Source organism: Citricoccus muralis, from assembly GCF_003386075.1.
In the GTDB taxonomy this organism is placed as follows: Bacteria; Actinomycetota; Actinomycetes; order Actinomycetales; family Micrococcaceae; genus Citricoccus; species Citricoccus muralis.
In genome coordinates this window covers 876,832-890,989 of the sequence record NZ_QREH01000001.1, presented here as the reverse complement: position 1 = coordinate 890,989, position 14,158 = coordinate 876,832, and the positions used below count along the sequence as shown (strand labels likewise).

12 protein-coding genes are annotated in these 14,158 nt (G+C 67.1%); 4 read left to right on the top strand and 8 right to left on the bottom strand.

Annotated features, from left to right (window positions below):
- Positions 1–122: 122 nt before the first annotated feature.
- From C8E99_RS03870 to ybaK, 3 genes are all read left to right on the top strand, one after another.
- Entirely contained in the window at positions 123–1,079 is a 957-nt protein-coding gene (locus C8E99_RS03870) for a sulfurtransferase (RefSeq protein ID WP_115931188.1), read from the top strand.
- 171 nt (positions 1,080–1,250) lie between these two features.
- Positions 1,251–1,718: a SufE family protein gene (locus C8E99_RS03865; protein WP_115931187.1), complete on the top strand. Its 468-nt coding sequence runs from the start codon at positions 1,251–1,253 to the stop codon at positions 1,716–1,718.
- Positions 1,719–1,779: 61 nt separating this feature from the next.
- The gene (ybaK, locus tag C8E99_RS03860; RefSeq protein ID WP_115931186.1) at positions 1,780–2,283 is read left to right on the top strand and encodes a Cys-tRNA(Pro) deacylase; all 504 of its coding nucleotides are present in this window, start codon (positions 1,780–1,782) and stop codon (positions 2,281–2,283) included.
- Between the two features lie 43 nt (positions 2,284–2,326).
- Here the strand turns inward: ybaK and C8E99_RS03855 are convergent, their stop codons facing one another.
- The 5 genes from C8E99_RS03855 to C8E99_RS03835 all read right to left on the bottom strand — a co-directional run bounded on the left by C8E99_RS03855 (position 2,327) and on the right by C8E99_RS03835 (position 8,525).
- Positions 2,327–3,082 carry a GOLPH3/VPS74 family protein gene (locus tag C8E99_RS03855; protein WP_115931185.1) on the bottom strand — a complete coding sequence of 252 codons (756 nt, stop codon included), beginning with the start codon at positions 3,080–3,082 and terminating at the stop codon, positions 2,327–2,329.
- A 65-nt stretch (positions 3,083–3,147) separates the two neighbouring features.
- Positions 3,148–3,777 (bottom strand): phosphatidylinositol phosphate synthase, encoded by a 630-nt coding sequence (pgsA, locus tag C8E99_RS03850; protein ID WP_115931184.1) that lies wholly within the window; start codon positions 3,775–3,777, stop codon positions 3,148–3,150.
- The gene (locus C8E99_RS03845) at positions 3,777–4,436 is read right to left on the bottom strand and encodes an HIT family protein (RefSeq protein ID WP_115933198.1); all 660 of its coding nucleotides are present in this window, start codon (positions 4,434–4,436) and stop codon (positions 3,777–3,779) included. The genes pgsA and C8E99_RS03845 overlap by 1 nt, the downstream gene beginning before the upstream one ends.
- Positions 4,437–4,489: 53 nt before the next feature.
- Entirely contained in the window at positions 4,490–6,556 is a 2,067-nt protein-coding gene (gene thrS, locus C8E99_RS03840) for a threonine--tRNA ligase (RefSeq protein ID WP_211308980.1), read from the bottom strand.
- Between the two features lie 157 nt (positions 6,557–6,713).
- The gene (locus tag C8E99_RS03835) at positions 6,714–8,525 is read right to left on the bottom strand and encodes an HNH endonuclease signature motif containing protein (protein WP_115931182.1); all 1,812 of its coding nucleotides are present in this window, start codon (positions 8,523–8,525) and stop codon (positions 6,714–6,716) included.
- Between the two features lie 247 nt (positions 8,526–8,772).
- On the opposite strand from C8E99_RS03835, the gene C8E99_RS03830 reads away from it, so the two are divergent.
- The gene (locus C8E99_RS03830) at positions 8,773–9,462 is read left to right on the top strand and encodes a dihydrofolate reductase family protein (RefSeq protein ID WP_115931181.1); all 690 of its coding nucleotides are present in this window, start codon (positions 8,773–8,775) and stop codon (positions 9,460–9,462) included.
- Here C8E99_RS03830 and C8E99_RS03825 read toward each other — a convergent pair.
- Genes C8E99_RS03825 through C8E99_RS03815 form a run of 3 tightly spaced genes read right to left on the bottom strand, consistent with a single transcriptional unit; the run spans position 9,444 to position 13,938 of the window.
- Positions 9,444–9,719 (bottom strand): hypothetical protein, encoded by a 276-nt coding sequence (locus tag C8E99_RS03825; protein WP_115931180.1) that lies wholly within the window; start codon positions 9,717–9,719, stop codon positions 9,444–9,446. The two genes, C8E99_RS03830 and C8E99_RS03825, sit on opposite strands and share 19 nt — an antisense overlap.
- A gap of 44 nt (positions 9,720–9,763) precedes the next feature.
- Positions 9,764–13,609, bottom strand: a complete 3,846-nt coding sequence (locus C8E99_RS03820) for a DNA polymerase III subunit alpha (RefSeq protein WP_115931179.1) — start codon at positions 13,607–13,609, stop codon at positions 9,764–9,766.
- Positions 13,609–13,938 carry a DUF6504 family protein gene (locus tag C8E99_RS03815; protein ID WP_115931178.1) on the bottom strand — a complete coding sequence of 110 codons (330 nt, stop codon included), beginning with the start codon at positions 13,936–13,938 and terminating at the stop codon, positions 13,609–13,611. The genes C8E99_RS03820 and C8E99_RS03815 overlap by 1 nt, the downstream gene beginning before the upstream one ends.
- Positions 13,939–14,158 lie beyond the last annotated feature (220 nt).

Genomic DNA, 14,158 nt, shown 5'->3' with positions numbered 1-14,158 from the left:
GGTGCGACCCGGCCATGACGACGGTAACTCTACCGGCGGTGACCTCCAGCCGATGTCCACCGATTTCAATGAAGGCAACCCTCACCAATTACCACCGGGCCCCGTGGCGTAATGTAGGAGAAATGACCACCGAATCCTCCAGTTCGCCTGACTCACCCGTCCGCCTCGCCGCTGACCCCTCCCCCGATTTCTCCGGTTATGCGCATCCGGAGAAGCTCGTGTCCACCCAGTGGGTCGCCGATCATGCTCAGGGTGGGAGCCACGAGAACCACGAGAACATTGTGGTCCTCGAGTCCAACGAGGACACCCTCCTCTACTCCACCGGCCACGTTCCCGGCGCCCTCAAGATCGACTGGCACACCGAGTTGAACGATCCGGTCTCCCGGGACTTCGTCGGTCCGGAGGAGTTCGCCCGCGTCCTCGGTTCCAAGGGCATCAGCCGGGACACGACCGTGGTGTTCTACGGCGACAAGTCCAACTGGTGGGCCGCCTATGCACTGTGGGTCTTCACGCTCTACGGCCACGCCGACACCCGCCTGATGGACGGCGGCCGTGACAAGTGGATCGCCGAGGGTCGCGAGACAACCCGGGAGGTCCCGCCGGTGACCGAAGTCGACTACCCCGTGATCGAGCGGGACGACTCCACCGAGCGCGCCTCCCGCGAGGACGTGCTGGGCCACTTCGGCAAGCCCCTGGTGGATGTCCGCTCGCCGCTCGAGTACACCGGTGAGACCACCCACATGGCCGGCTACCCGCAGGAGGGCACCCTGCGCGGCGGGCACATCCCCACCGCGGCCTCCGTGCCGTGGGCCAAGGCCGCCAACGAGGACGGCACCTTCAAGTCCCGCGAGGAACTGGAAGAGATCTACAAGAACGACGCCGGCCTCGGCACCTCCGACGACGTGGTCGCCTACTGCCGGATCGGCGAGAGGTCGTCCCACACCTGGTTCGTACTGCGTCACCTCCTCGGCTATGAGAAGGTCCGCAACTACGACGGCTCCTGGACCGAGTGGGGCAACTCCGTGCGCCTGCCCATCGCCGTGGGCGAAGAGCGCGGCGAGGCACCCACCGGACGCTGACCGGTCTCCGGCAGACTTCTGGCCGGGGCTAAGCTGGGGTGCGGCATAGATCGCACCCCAGCGGTGTTTAAGGGACAGAATCGCCCGTCGCCGGATCTCACCGGCCTTCTCCAACCTCCTCCAACCTCCTCCAACCTTCATCGATCACTCTGGAAGGAAACCCACTCCACGATGACCACCACCGAACTCCCCGAGAAGCTCCACGAGATCGTCGAGGACTTCCGAGCCGTCCCGGATCCGGAACGGTTGGAACTGCTGCTGGAGTTCTCCGAGGAGCTGCCGGCCCTGCCCGAACGCTATGCCGGTCACCAGGACCAGATGGAACAGGTCATCGAGTGCCAGACGCCGCTGTTCCTCGCAGTGGAGCTGGAGAACGCCGCGCCCGACGCCGGCCCCACCACCGAGTCGATCGTGCGCCTGTTCGTCTCCGCCCCGCCGGAGGCTCCGACCTCCCGCGGCTTCGCCTCGGTGCTGTCGCAGAGCCTGAACGGCCTGCCGGCCGCCGAGGTCCTGGCCGTCCCGGAGGACCTCTCGACCCGGTTGGGCCTCCAGAAGGCCCTGACTCCCCTGCGGCTGCGAGGCATGTCCGCCATGCTCGGGCGCATCAAGCGCAACATCGCGGACCAGCTGGCGGGCTGAACCGGTAACAGGTCGAGTTTCCGCCGGACACCCCGGACACCCCGGACACGCAGGACATCTCATGGCCCGCAAGAAGCCCGCGCCCACCGCGTCGACGCCCGCCCTGCGCGCGCTGGAGCGGGCCGGCGTCGAGCATGAGGTGTTGGAGTACGAGCACGACGAGCGGTCCAGCCAGGGCTTCGGCGAGGAGGCCGCCGAGAAGCTCGGACTGGACGCCGCCGTGGTGTTCAAGACCCTGATGGTGAGCCTGCCGGACGAGTCCCTGGCGGCCGGCGTGGTGCCCGTCGCCGGGACTCTCGATCTGAGGGCCCTGGCCTCCGCGCTCGGGGTCAAGAAGGTCGCCATGGCCGAGCCGGCCCTGGCCCAGAGACGCACGGGTTACGTGCTGGGCGGGATCTCGCCGATGGGCCAGCGGCACCACGCCCCTGTGGTCATCGATTCCTCGGCCCTGGCCTTGGACCATGTCCTGGTGTCGGGAGGTCGCCGGGGGCTCGACGTGAGACTGGCACCGCAGGATCTGGTGACGGTGACGCAGGCACGCGTCGCACCGATCGCGGCTCCGTAGAAGAATCCGTAGAGGAATCCGGAGAAAATACTCCGTCCGGGGATCAGTCGAGCGCTGAGGCCCCGCCCGTCGTCGCCGTCAGGGCCTCGGCCACGGCATTCTCGGTCGCCAGGAGCGCCTCGGACATGGACAGTTCTGTGGCAGGGCTGCCCACCGGGGTGATGGCGGCCGCGCGGATGTGTGCCTTGTCCACGTCCGGGAACAGCCGGTGCAGCAGGCGGGTGGTGCGCATGAGCGAGATGAGCGGCCACGTGACGTCGTCGGCCGGTTGACCATCCATGAGCACGCCACGGATCCTGTCCCGCAGCTCGTGTTCGAAGTGCTCGTCACGCTCCCGGTAGCGCGTCCGGTGGAAGATCCACAGCACCGTGCTCTCGTCCTCTTCCACAATGCCGCGCTTCACCAGTGAGGCCGCCACGGCGTCCCGCAGCGTCTGGCGCGAGAACCGGTTGATCCACTGCTCCGCGTCTCGATGGCGGGTGAAGGCACGGATGATGTCCCAGACTTGCTCCAGCGGCCACTCGAGACCAGTGCTGTGCGCCCAGACCGGCGGATTCGGATCAGCGGCGAAGACCTGCTGCGGGTGCTCGATCGAGCGCACCGTGCTCCGCGTGACCTCGAGCCGGCCCCGGCGCGCCAATTCCACCAGTGCTGCCCCGGCGATCCCCATCCCGACGGTCGGCCCGTCCAGTAGGAGCTTGCCCTTCTCGTCGTCCAGGCAGAGCAGCAGGAAGTACTCGGGGATGTTCAGCGGTCGGTCGGTGACAGCCTCAGTGCTGTCCGTGAAGGGCTCGCTCATCCACCCATTGTGGCGCAGAAGACACGGTTTACGCAGGGTCGCATGATTCGACGGTCGATGCGGGTCTACTCGCCGCCGTCGGTCTCGCGGACACTCCGGGACTGCCGGTACACCGTGACCATGCGCTGGCCCACCGTGATGGCGGACGCTGCCGCCAGTACCAGGAGGACCACGGCCAGGGCCCACGGGTTCAGGCCGAGACCGGTCAGGCCGGCGAACACCAGGGTCACCACGAGCCGCTCCGCCCGTTCAGCGATGCCGGTATTGGCGTCTAAGCCCAAGGATTCAGCCTTGGCGCGGACATAGGACACCAGCATGCCGAGTGCCATGCTGGCGGCGGCAGCCACGCCGGCGATCCAGAAGTCTCCGGCACCGAAGAACCAGAGCATCAGTCCCAGGAAGACGGCGGCGTCCTGGACCCGGTCCAGGGTGGAGTCGAGGAAGCTTCCCCACCTGCCAGTCGTGCCGGCGATCCTGGCCATGACCCCATCCAGCACGTCCGAGAAGACGAAGAGGGTGATGACCATGGTGCCCCAGAACAGTTCACCCAACGGGAACAGGATCAGTGCCCCCAGCACCACGCCGAGGGTCCCGACGATGGTCACGGCATCCGCCGAGACACCGCGGGCCAGGAGGAACCTGGCTGCCGGCGTGAAGATCCGGGTGAACAGGGCCCGGGCGTAGCGGTTGAGCATCAGCCGCGCTGTTCTGTGGCGGTGGTCGCCTGGTGGGTGTCGAATGCGGCTTCCGCTTCCGCCCAGGCTCCGGCCACGGCCGCGCGGACCGTATCCAGGGTCACCGTGATGTTCTTGGTCTCGGCGATGATCGGGAGGAAGTTGCCGTCGCCGCCCCACCGAGGAACGATGTGCTGGTGCAGGTGGGCGGCGATGCCGGCGCCGCCGGTCTTGCCCTGGTTCATGCCGAGGTTGAAGCCGGTGGCCTTCGCCGTGGCGCGCAGTGCCGTCATGCTGATCTGGGACAGCCGGGCGATCTCCAGGGTCTCGTCCACGGTGAGGTCCGTGTAGTCGGGAACATGGCGGTAGGGACACACCAACAGGTGCCCCGCGTTGTAGGGGTAGAGGTTGCACAGCACGAAGGCCGTCCTGCCCCGTGCGACGATCAATGCCTGCTCGTCAGACCGCCCCGGGGCCGCGCAGAACGGACACGCGGACTCCCCGCTGACCTGGTCCTGTCCCCCGCGGACATAGGCCATCCGGTGGGGGTTCCACAGTCGTTGAAAGCCGTCCGGCGTTCCGGCGAGTTCGAAGTCGTCGGTGGCCGGGGTGCTCTCCGCGGCCGGTCCGGTGCCCTGAGAGTGCGCGCCCGTGGTGCCGAGGCCGGCGTCGGGAAGAATGCCCGACGCCGGCCCGGTCACGGGATCGCTGCCCCTCGGGCTCGGCTCCGTTGTCACTGGGTCTCCCGGTTCCTCACGGCATTCACGATGCGTTCGACGGCTTCGCTCACGGGCACGCCGTTGTCCTGGCTGCCGTCCCGGAACCGGAAGGAGACCGCTCCTGCTTCAGCGTCCTCACCACCGGCGATGAGCACGAACGGCACCTTCTCCTTGGAAGCGGTGCGGATCTTCTTCGGGAAGCGGTCGGAACCATCATCAAGGCGGGCCCGGATGCCCTGGGCCTTGAGTTGGGTGACCACCTCGGCCAGGTAGTCGTTGAAGGCCTCCGCGACCGGGATCGCCACGACCTGCTCCGGAGCAAGCCAGGCAGGGAAGGAGCCTGCGTAGTGCTCGGTCAGCACGCCGAGGAAGCGTTCGATGGACCCGAAGAGGGCGCGGTGGATCATCACGGGGCGCTGGCGGGTCCCATCCGCGGCCTGGTACTCGAGGTCGAAGCGTTCCGGCAGGTTGAAGTCCAGCTGGATGGTGGACATCTGCCAGGTGCGGCCGATGGCGTCCTTCGCCTGGACGGAGATCTTGGGGCCGTAGAAGGCGGCGCCGCCCGGATCCGGGACGAGGTCCAGGCCGGATGCGGTGGCGACCTCCTCGAGGGTGCGGGTGGCCTCATCCCAGACGGCGTCCTCGCCGACGTACTTCTCGGGGTCCTTGGTGGACAGTTCGAGGTAGAAGTCGTTGAGGCCGTAGTCCTTGAGGAGGTCCAGGACGAAGGTGAGCGTGGTGGTCAGCTCCTCCTTCATCTGGTCCTTGGTGCAGTAGATGTGAGCGTCGTCCTGCGTCATCCCGCGCACACGGGTCAGACCGTGCACCACTCCGGACTTCTCATACCGGTACACCTGCCCGAACTCGAACAACCGCAAGGGCAACTCACGGTAAGAGCGGCCCCGGGACGCGAAGATCAGGTTGTGCATGGGGCAGTTCATCGGCTTGAGGTAGTAGTTCTGCCCCTGCTTGGTGATCTCGCCCGTGAGCGGATCCCGCTGCTCGTCGATCTGCATGGGCGGGAACATGCCGTCCGCATACCAGTCGAGGTGTCCGGAGATCTCGTAGAGGTGCTGCTTGGTGATGTGCGGGGTGTAGACGAACTCGTAGCCGGCCTCGGTGTGGCGCTGACGCGAGTAGTCCTCCATCTCCTTGCGGATGATACCGCCGCGAGGGTGGAACACGGGCAGGCCGGAGCCCAGCTCGTCCGGGAAGGAGAACAGGTCCATCTCGGCACCCAGTTTGCGGTGGTCGCGGCGCTCTGCCTCGGCCAATCGCTCCTGGTACGCCTTGAGATCGTCCTTGGTGGGCCAGGCGGTGCCGTAGATGCGCTGCAGCTGCTTGTTCTTCTCGTTGCCCAGCCAGTAGGCGGCAGCCGAACGGGTCAGCGCGAAGGCGTTGGAGATGAGCTTGGTGTTCGGCAGGTGGGGGCCGCGGCAGAGGTCGCACCAGACGCTGTCACCGGACTTGCGGTCCACGTTGTCGTAGATGGTGATCTCGCCGGCGCCGACCTCGATGTTCGCGCCCTCCCCGACGGCGTCCGCATCCTCCTGCTTGCCCAGCAGTTCCAGCTTGTACGGCTCATCGGCCATCGCCTCGCGGGCCTCGTCCTCGGTGACGACGCGGCGAGCGAAGGTCTGGTTCGAGTTGATGATCTTCTGCATCATCTTCTCGAGAGTTTTGAGGTCCTCCGGGGTGAAGGGCTCCTCGACGTCGAAGTCGAAGTAGAAGCCGTCCGTGATGTAAGGGCCGATGCCGAGCTTGGCGCCCGGCCGCAGCTGCTGGACCGCCTGGGCCATGACATGGGCGGTCGAGTGGCGCAGGACGTTGAGACCGTCCTCATCGGAGATGTCCACACTCACGACGTCGGCGCCAGTCGGAACCTGACGGCTCAGGTCCTGCAGTTGGCCGTCCACACGCATCACGACGATGGTCTTCTGATCGGAGAAGAGCTCTGTGCCGGTGGTACCCGAGGTCACCTCCCGCGATTCCGCGTTGACGGTGATGGTGATCTGTTCGTGCTGCGACGCCTCGGACACGGTCCGGTTCCTCCTCGGGTAGGGCTTCAGGGCTGGTGGCATACGGTGGCCACCGCCAGCCACCGGCCATTCTAGGGCAGTCGTGGGCGGTTCACCGTCTGATGGCGTGTACGCCGTGGTGCCTCAGGAGGCGTGCCGCGGATCAGACAGTCTCAGACAATCGAAGGTCAGAAGCGTGGCGGTGGTTGGTTCAGCTGGTTCACGCCGCATCATCGAGATTGTCTCGGCCGCTTGGTCCCCCTGGCCCCCCTGGCCCCCCTGGTCCCCCTGGGGCCTCTGGCCCAGAACTCTCCGGACCACCTGGATCTCGGGGGCGCCAATAGTGGTTGCGGCGAGGCCGTTGTTCGGGGTCGTGATAGCGGGCAGGGATGAACCAGGGCACACCGTCTTTGACCTCGATCTCCCACGCGCCGGCATGGACTGCGTGGTGGTGATGTGAGCAGAGCAGGACTCCGTTCTCGACACTGGTGGGCCCGCCATGCTCCCAGAAGCGGATGTGGTGGGCTTCGCACCAGGGAGCGGGTATGGAACAGGCTGGTGCCGCGCATCCGCCATCCCGGGCGACGATGGCCCGTCTGAGCTTTCGGGTGAACAGCCTCTGGGAGCGGCCCACGTCTAGCACTTCTCCTGACCCACCGAGCACGATGGGAATCAGGTCCGCATCACAGGCCTTCTGCCGGATGGTCTGTGGATCGACCGCCCCCGCATAGGTTGCCTGGGAGATCACGTGACCAGTGCTACCCCGACCCTTCACGCTCGTGTAGTGGCCCACCAGGGACTCGTAGTCGATCGTCACCAGGACCTGGGGCCTGACTCCGCCACCCGCGGCATCCGGCAGGTCAGACCCGCCCTCTTCGGCCGTGGGAGTCGTCTGGTTCGTCAAGGCCAGTGCACCGGTCAGGGCACTGATGAGTCCATCCAATTCCCGTTGGGCCCGGCTCCGGGAATCCAGCGAGTCCGCTACATCCAGGTGCTCCACCCACACCTCTGAACCCGGCTGCTCGTCAGCAATCCTGCGCGGGTTGGAGGAGGCAGAGACGAGGGTCTTCAGCGTTTCATGCTGGCCGTCGGTCGCCAACAGAGACCAACGGTGCAGGTTCGCGGTTCCCTTGCCGTGATAGAAGAGCCCCTGGGCCGCGCTCATCTGGGCCTCGGTGGGTTCGAGACCATCGGGATTCACCAAGGCGTCAAAGCGTTGGCGCCAGTACGCGCACACCTTCCGTACGGCGTCCGGATCCATCTCCTGCGCCTGGGCCGCCAGCACCCGTTCCCCCTCAGCGATCAAGAGGTCGATGTGGTCCTTCGGCGCTCCGGCCCGGCCCGCGTCGGCACGTGCAGATGTGAGGGCATCCGCCACCGTGTCCACCGCGACGAGGTCGGCTTGAGCAGAGGTCACAGTGCCGGCCAGTGCGGTCATTTCAGGTGGAATCACCTGGACTCGGTCCTGGGACAACTGCGGCATGACACAGGCAGCGCGTCGGACACGTTTCTTCGCCTCATGACGGGGGATGCGCAGGACCTGTTGCAAGTAGTCCGCCCCGTTGCGGTAGGCACACTTACCCTCCGGGATCCCCAACAGGCCGCGACGGGTCACATGCTCCTCGAAGACGTGGTCCACATGTCCCGCCAATCCCGTTCGAGCCGCGTCCACCCATCGGCCGAGCTCCTCGACTCGGGACAACACGACAGGCAGACATCCCGCCGGCACAGCTTCCGCCGGTGCGCCCAGGGTCTCGTCGTTCAGGGAATCGCCGCTCAGAGACTCATCGTTCAGGGACGTGCCACTCAGCAACTCGTTCGGGTCCGCATCGGCCCTCTCGTCGAGCACCCTGTCCGCATGGGCATACAGACCCCACTCCTCGGAACGATCACGTTCCGGTCCGTCCGGGAAGCGGTCGATGGCGTCCGGCAGTCGAGGATCCGACACCCGTGACGCCAGCTCTTCCAGGAGAAGACGGGAGGCCACCAGCAGCTCGGGCAGGTCCAACTCTGCCAGCTCGTCCTTCTCCATCTCGGGTGCTCCTTCCCTGTCTAACCTGTCCTCACCGACCCGGCCTTCTAGTACATATATTCGATCATGATGCTGGGACACGATAAACACCACCACCGCAGAATGTGGACGTCTTCCTCCCTCCGGCTGCCTGTGCAGGAAGGGGCACGCACCGCGGATCTGGCCATCCGGCGTCGTGCGTTTCTACACTCAGGGCAACCACCAGCGTCCGACCGCTGACCACACAGCCCAGAACCGGGATGTACCTATGCCTTCCACGACAGATTCCCCCACCGGCGAGCCGCTTCACAGGCGCAGGCCTCAACGACTCAGGGTCCAGAATTTCTTCGTCTCGCGGGACGGCATCGCCGCAGGGGAAGACCAGAGCCTGGAACGCCCCTTCGGCCACGTGGACCCGGGCCCCCTGACCCGGTGGGCGGGGGCCACCGACAGCTGGCCCAATCGGACGGATCCCGGCGGCTCCCGGGGCGTGGACGACCACATCGTCCGCGACTTCACCCACAACATCGGCGCCGAGATCATGGGCAGTCACAAGTTCAGTCCGTTCCGGGGCCCCTGGACGAACGAGGACTGGAAGGGCTGGTGGGGTGATGATCCGCCGTTCCGCACCCCGGTGTTCGTGCTGACGCACCACCTGCGCCCGTCCTTCTCGCTCAGCGACACGACGTTCCACTTCCTCGATGCCAGCCCGTCCGAGGCGCTGAAGATCGCCATGGACGCCGCCCAAGGCAGGGATGTCCGCCTCGGTGGTGGTGTCACGACGGTGCTGGAGTTCCTCGAAGCGGGCCTCGTGGATGATCTGCACATCGCCGTCGCACCCCATGACATCGGTTCAGGACTGCGGCTGTGGTCCAGTCCGACGGACTTCGAGGACCGTTTCCATCATGAGAGGGTCCTGAGCCCCAGTGGGATGGAGCATCACTTCTTCTGGCGTTGAGCCGTTGCCGCGGCGTCGAGAACGGCTAGTAGATGCCGGTTGCGCTGCCGGATCAGCCGGCGGAGGTAGGGCACCAGGATCAGCCTTTCGGCCAGGCGGCCGAAGAGGGGCGACGTCCCCCCCGAGGTCACGCCATCGATGGCCTGTTCGCCGGAGTCGGCCATCGATCCGAGATGCTCATCGATACTCAGGGAGAGATCGAAGAGCCTCTCGGCTGCGTGCGACGAAGGAGTCACCACCGTGAATGTGCTCGTCATGGTCCGATCGTCGCACGTCCTGACACCCGCGGAGGGCAGGTAGCTCAGACGATGTCGCCGGGGGTCGGCAACAGCTCCCAGGTCTCCGGATGTGGCACGGGGACCGGTCGATGGATGGATCTGACACCTGCCCGCGAAAACGCGCCAGCGGAGGCAGAACGGTTTCCTCCTGTCGCCGAGGCCCCCTCCGGAACCCCCACCGGTCCGCGCACCTTGACCGGCCAGGAGCCGGTGTCATGGTGCGGGATGTCGGGAAGCCGCGCGTTGGCACCCACCACCTGGCGCGAGCCACCGGTCTCCTGCTGTTGGGCGGCTGACGAGGCAGCTGGACCCCACGGCACCGGAGCAGGTGGCGCACTCGCCCGATTCCGGTCCCGGCGCAGCCAGGCACGCCATTCGTCCCGCGTGCCGTCCAGATAATCCGGATCGGGCAGGGCGTCGGGCCGGTGCAGGTCCCAGGCACGAATGGCCTGCAGGCTGATGGCCTTGGGGCCGGTCCGACGCGTCGTGCCCTCGATCAGCATCAACCGGGCAGAGAACAGCATCTCACCGGTCTCATGCTGGGCTTCTGTGAAGAACGATGCGTCCACACAGCCCGTCCCATCGTCCACGGAGATGAACACCACGCGTTTGCCGCTGCGCATGGGCGGGGTCTGCGTCGCCACCCGCACCCCGGCCACCAGCACCCGCGATTGTGACCGCAATCCGAGCAGGTCTTCCGCCGCCGTCACCCCGAGCGCCTCCAGGTACGGCCGGTGCGACTCCATCAAGTGGGCGGTCGTATCCATGGCGGTCAGATCAAGCTCGGTCCGCACCCGTTGGTCCCGACTGGGCTCCGGGAACATCGGCACGATCGCCGCAGCCTCGGTATCGGGCAGCTCCAGGGAGAGCTGACCGTCGACCTGGCGCTCCCCGGACCGCTTCCTCCGCCCCGACAGCCCTTCCGCCTGCCCGCCATGCTGCAGTTCCAGATGGTGCACCAGGTCCGTGCGTGACGCCCCGCCCGGCGGAAGGAGGCAATCCAGTGCACCGAGTTGGGCCAGTCGCTCGAGGTTCCTCCGGGTCGGACGGGCCCGGTCCCGCACATCGGCCAGCGAGGCATAGGGCTGCCCCGCCACGATCCTCTTGATCTCCGTCTCGCTCAGCCCGGACAACGCGTTCAGTGCGAGCCGGATCCCCCAGCGCCCCGCGGCGGTGTTCCCCGGCCCGACGCCGGCCGGCTGGCTCCCAGCGGCCGGCGCGTTCTCCGAGAAGGGCGCGGCGCCGGCGTCGGGAATCTCCGGGTGGCTGGGCACCCACTCGAGCTTGAACCGATCGGTGGAGGCATTGATGTCCACGGGCAGCACCGGGATGCCCATGCGGCGGGCCTCGGCGATCATCAGTCGGCGGGGGTACATACCGGGATCGTGTTCGAAGATCCCGGCCAGGAACGCCTCGGGGTGGTGGGTCTTGAGCCACGCCGAGTGGTAGGTGGGAACGGCGAACGCGGCACCGTGGGCCTTGCAGAAGCCGAAGGAGCCGAAGGCATGCAGGGTCCCCCAGACCTCGTCGACGACCTTCGGTGGATAGCCCTTCGCCAGTGCCGTCGACCGGAAGAACTCCTCCACCACGTGCTCCTGTGGCCCGCCGATCTGACGGCGGAACTCATCGGCCTTCGCGAGCCCGCAGTCCGTCATGGTGTGAAAGGTCCGCAGCACCTGTTCGTGGAACACCGTCACGCCGTGGGTCTCGGCCAGCACGGGTTCCAGGTCCGGGTGGGGATACCGCGCCTGAGAGAAACCGTGGCGCTGCTCGAGGAAGGGCCGCACCATGTCCGACTGCATGGGTCCGGGCCGGAACAGCGAGATGTCGATGGTCAGGTCGTTGAATTCCACGGGCGCCATCTTCCCTATCAACTCACGTTGTCCCGGTGACTCGATCTGGAAGATGCCCAGGGTGTGCGTGGTCCGGATCAGTTCGAAGGTCGACTCGTCATCGAAAGGCACCTGCTCGAGGTCCACCGTCCTCCCCGTGGTCCGCTCGATCTCGGCCAGCGTGTAGGCGATGGTCGACTGCATCCTCACACCGAGCACGTCGAGCTTGAGCATGCCCATGGGATCCATATCGTGCTTATCGAACTGACTCATCGGCAGGTCGATCCCGGAGGGCTGCAGCGGCGTCCGGTCCAGCAGGGTGGCGTCTCCGAGGATCACCCCGCACGGGTGCATGGCGATGTGCCGCGGCAGCCGGTCCAGTCGCTCGGTGAGGTCCACCAGCAGATCCAATTGCTCCTGTCCGGCGGCCCGGCCTGATTCGACCTGCTCCGCGAAACCGCGCAACTCCGGCATCCGGTCCATGGCCTCACGGAAGCTCGACGCCGAGAACCGCCACAGTTGCTTGGCGATCGTATCCACCTGCCCCGGTTCCATGCCGAGCGCCATCCCGGCGTCACGCACCGCTCCTCGCGCGCGGTAACCGTTCTGCATGCTCATGAGCGTGGTGCGTTCAGCCCCGAAACGCTCAAACATCGCATGGTAGACGTCGTGACGGCGGGCCGATTCCACATCGATATCGATGTCCGGCAGGGTCGAGCGGTCGTTGGAGAGGAAGCGTTCGAAGATCAGCTCATGCTGCATGGGGTCCACGTTGGAGATCCGCAACAGGTAATTGACCAGCGACGAGGCCCCGGATCCGCGCGCCGAGACCCGCACCCCCATCTTCTCGATCATCTCCACCACCTCGGCCACGGTCAGGAAGTAGCTGGCGAAGCCGAGCCGGTTGATGATGCCCAGCTCATGCTCCAACCGCTTCTCCAGGTCCTGGCCTGCCGCCGACGACGCAAAACGGGTCCCGGTATAGAGGCCCGGAAAGCGGTCGGAAACCCCGCCGAGAGTGCGGTTCCACAGTTCGTTGACCGGGTCCCCAGTGATCCCGATGACCGAGGCCTCCGGCACGGTGGGCCGCCTCCAGCCCAGGTCCGGACCGGGGTCCATCCGGCAGGCATCGGCCAGGGCATGGGTGTCATCCAGCAGGGCCGTGACCCCTTCGGCGCTGCCGCCGGCCCGCCCCTCCGTCCCGGATCCCGCCGCCTCGCAGATCTCCAGGGCGATCTGGTGCATGGACCCCGCGGGCTTCAGCCAGCCCTGCCCGTTGGGCTGCAGGTCGGTGAGGGCTTCAAGGGAGCTCAGGGCCCGGGCGGCGTCCAGGACGTCCGCGGTGGCGGCTCCGTCCGGCGTCGCATAGCGCACCGCGTTGGTCAGCACCGCCGGAACCTTGGTCTCCCGGGCGGCGCGCAGCATCTTCACGGCGTGGGCGGCTGACAGTTTCTCCCCCGGCGCAGAGAGATGGCAGACCACCTCCACCCGCAGGGATCCGGCGGGCAGTGCGGCCTTCCACTGACGCAGCAGCGCCCGGCCGGCCGTGTACTTGCGCGCGGCCATCAGCCGCCCGACGTCGGATCCCGGCCCCAGCAGCACGAACAGTTCCGGCGGGGCACCGTGGTGCCTGCCGGCGGACCACTCGGCCAGTTCGGCCATCGTGACATACGGCGTTCCCCCCGCAGAGCCACCCGTGGTGTGGGCATGCGCTGCCGAGATGAGCCGGACCAGCGCTCGGTACCCCGTGCCCTGCGTACCGCCTCGGGCCAGCACGACCACTCGGCCAGCGGGATTCGCCCGTTGCTTGCCCCAGGCCACCGCGAGGTCCACCCCGATCACCGGGGCCAGCCCCTGCTCCAGGCAGGCACTGACATGCTTGGCCGTGCCGTAGAGCCCGTCCCGGTCCGTGCAGGCCAGTACCTCCGCGCCGTCCGCGGCGGCGGCTGCGGCCAGCTCAGCGGGCCAGGACACCCCGTAATGGGAGCTGAAGGCACTGGCCACGTGCAGATGCGGAAAGCCCGGGGCGGCGCCCATCAAGCACTCTCCTTGAGGCGCACCGCGGCACCGTCATGGACGCGGACCAACCGCCAGCGGCCGGAGTCGACATGGTGGGAGAGGTCCAAGGTCAGCAATGGTGCGTTGCGCGCCTTCTCCAGGCGCACCTGGACCCGCCAGACCTCGTGGTCCACCAAACCGGCACCGCGGCCCCGCTCGGCCCGGCGCTCCTCGGTCCACCACTTGCGCCGCTCGTACCAGCGCACCGGCTCGGCCGCCAGTACGTAGATCCGACCGTTCCACTCCAGGCGCTCCGGGGCCCCTGCCGTGGTGCATCCAACGGCGACCGATTGAGTGAAGATTCCCATGGGACGTGATTCCTGCCCTGTTCTCGTCGTGACTTCTCATGCCGTTTTCCGCCCTCCGGCACGTGGCCGGCGGGTTCGTCCGGGAGCAGCCCGGGCCGGCGTCGTGCCCTGCCGTCTGGGAAGGAACGGCGGGCCCGAAACCGGGGCTGTCCGGTGGGGCGGTGGGAAGTGAAACGGCCGACGGGAAGGACCGGCCGCACCCCCACCATGGTATTCGAAC

Bases quoted from the DNA above. Each gene is read 5' to 3' on its own strand.
- C8E99_RS03855 (WP_115931185.1), bottom strand. From the start codon at position 3,082: ATGAGCGAGCCCTTCACGGACAGCACTGAGGCTGTCACCGACCGACCG.
- C8E99_RS03835 (WP_115931182.1), bottom strand. From the start codon at position 8,525: ATGGAGAAGGACGAGCTGGCAGAGTTGGACCTGCCCGAGCTGCTGGTG.
- C8E99_RS03825 (WP_115931180.1), bottom strand. From the start codon at position 9,719: ATGACGAGCACATTCACGGTGGTGACTCCTTCGTCGCACGCAGCCGAG.
- C8E99_RS03830 (WP_115931181.1), top strand. From the start codon at position 8,773: ATGCCTTCCACGACAGATTCCCCCACCGGCGAGCCGCTTCACAGGCGC.
- pgsA (WP_115931184.1), bottom strand. From the start codon at position 3,777: ATGCTCAACCGCTACGCCCGGGCCCTGTTCACCCGGATCTTCACGCCG.
- C8E99_RS03815 (WP_115931178.1), bottom strand. From the start codon at position 13,938: ATGGGAATCTTCACTCAATCGGTCGCCGTTGGATGCACCACGGCAGGG.
- C8E99_RS03820 (WP_115931179.1), bottom strand. From the start codon at position 13,609: ATGGGCGCCGCCCCGGGCTTTCCGCATCTGCACGTGGCCAGTGCCTTC.
- thrS (WP_211308980.1), bottom strand. From the start codon at position 6,556: ATGCCACCAGCCCTGAAGCCCTACCCGAGGAGGAACCGGACCGTGTCC.
- ybaK (WP_115931186.1), top strand. From the start codon at position 1,780: ATGGCCCGCAAGAAGCCCGCGCCCACCGCGTCGACGCCCGCCCTGCGC.
- C8E99_RS03865 (WP_115931187.1), top strand. From the start codon at position 1,251: ATGACCACCACCGAACTCCCCGAGAAGCTCCACGAGATCGTCGAGGAC.
- C8E99_RS03870 (WP_115931188.1), top strand. From the start codon at position 123: ATGACCACCGAATCCTCCAGTTCGCCTGACTCACCCGTCCGCCTCGCC.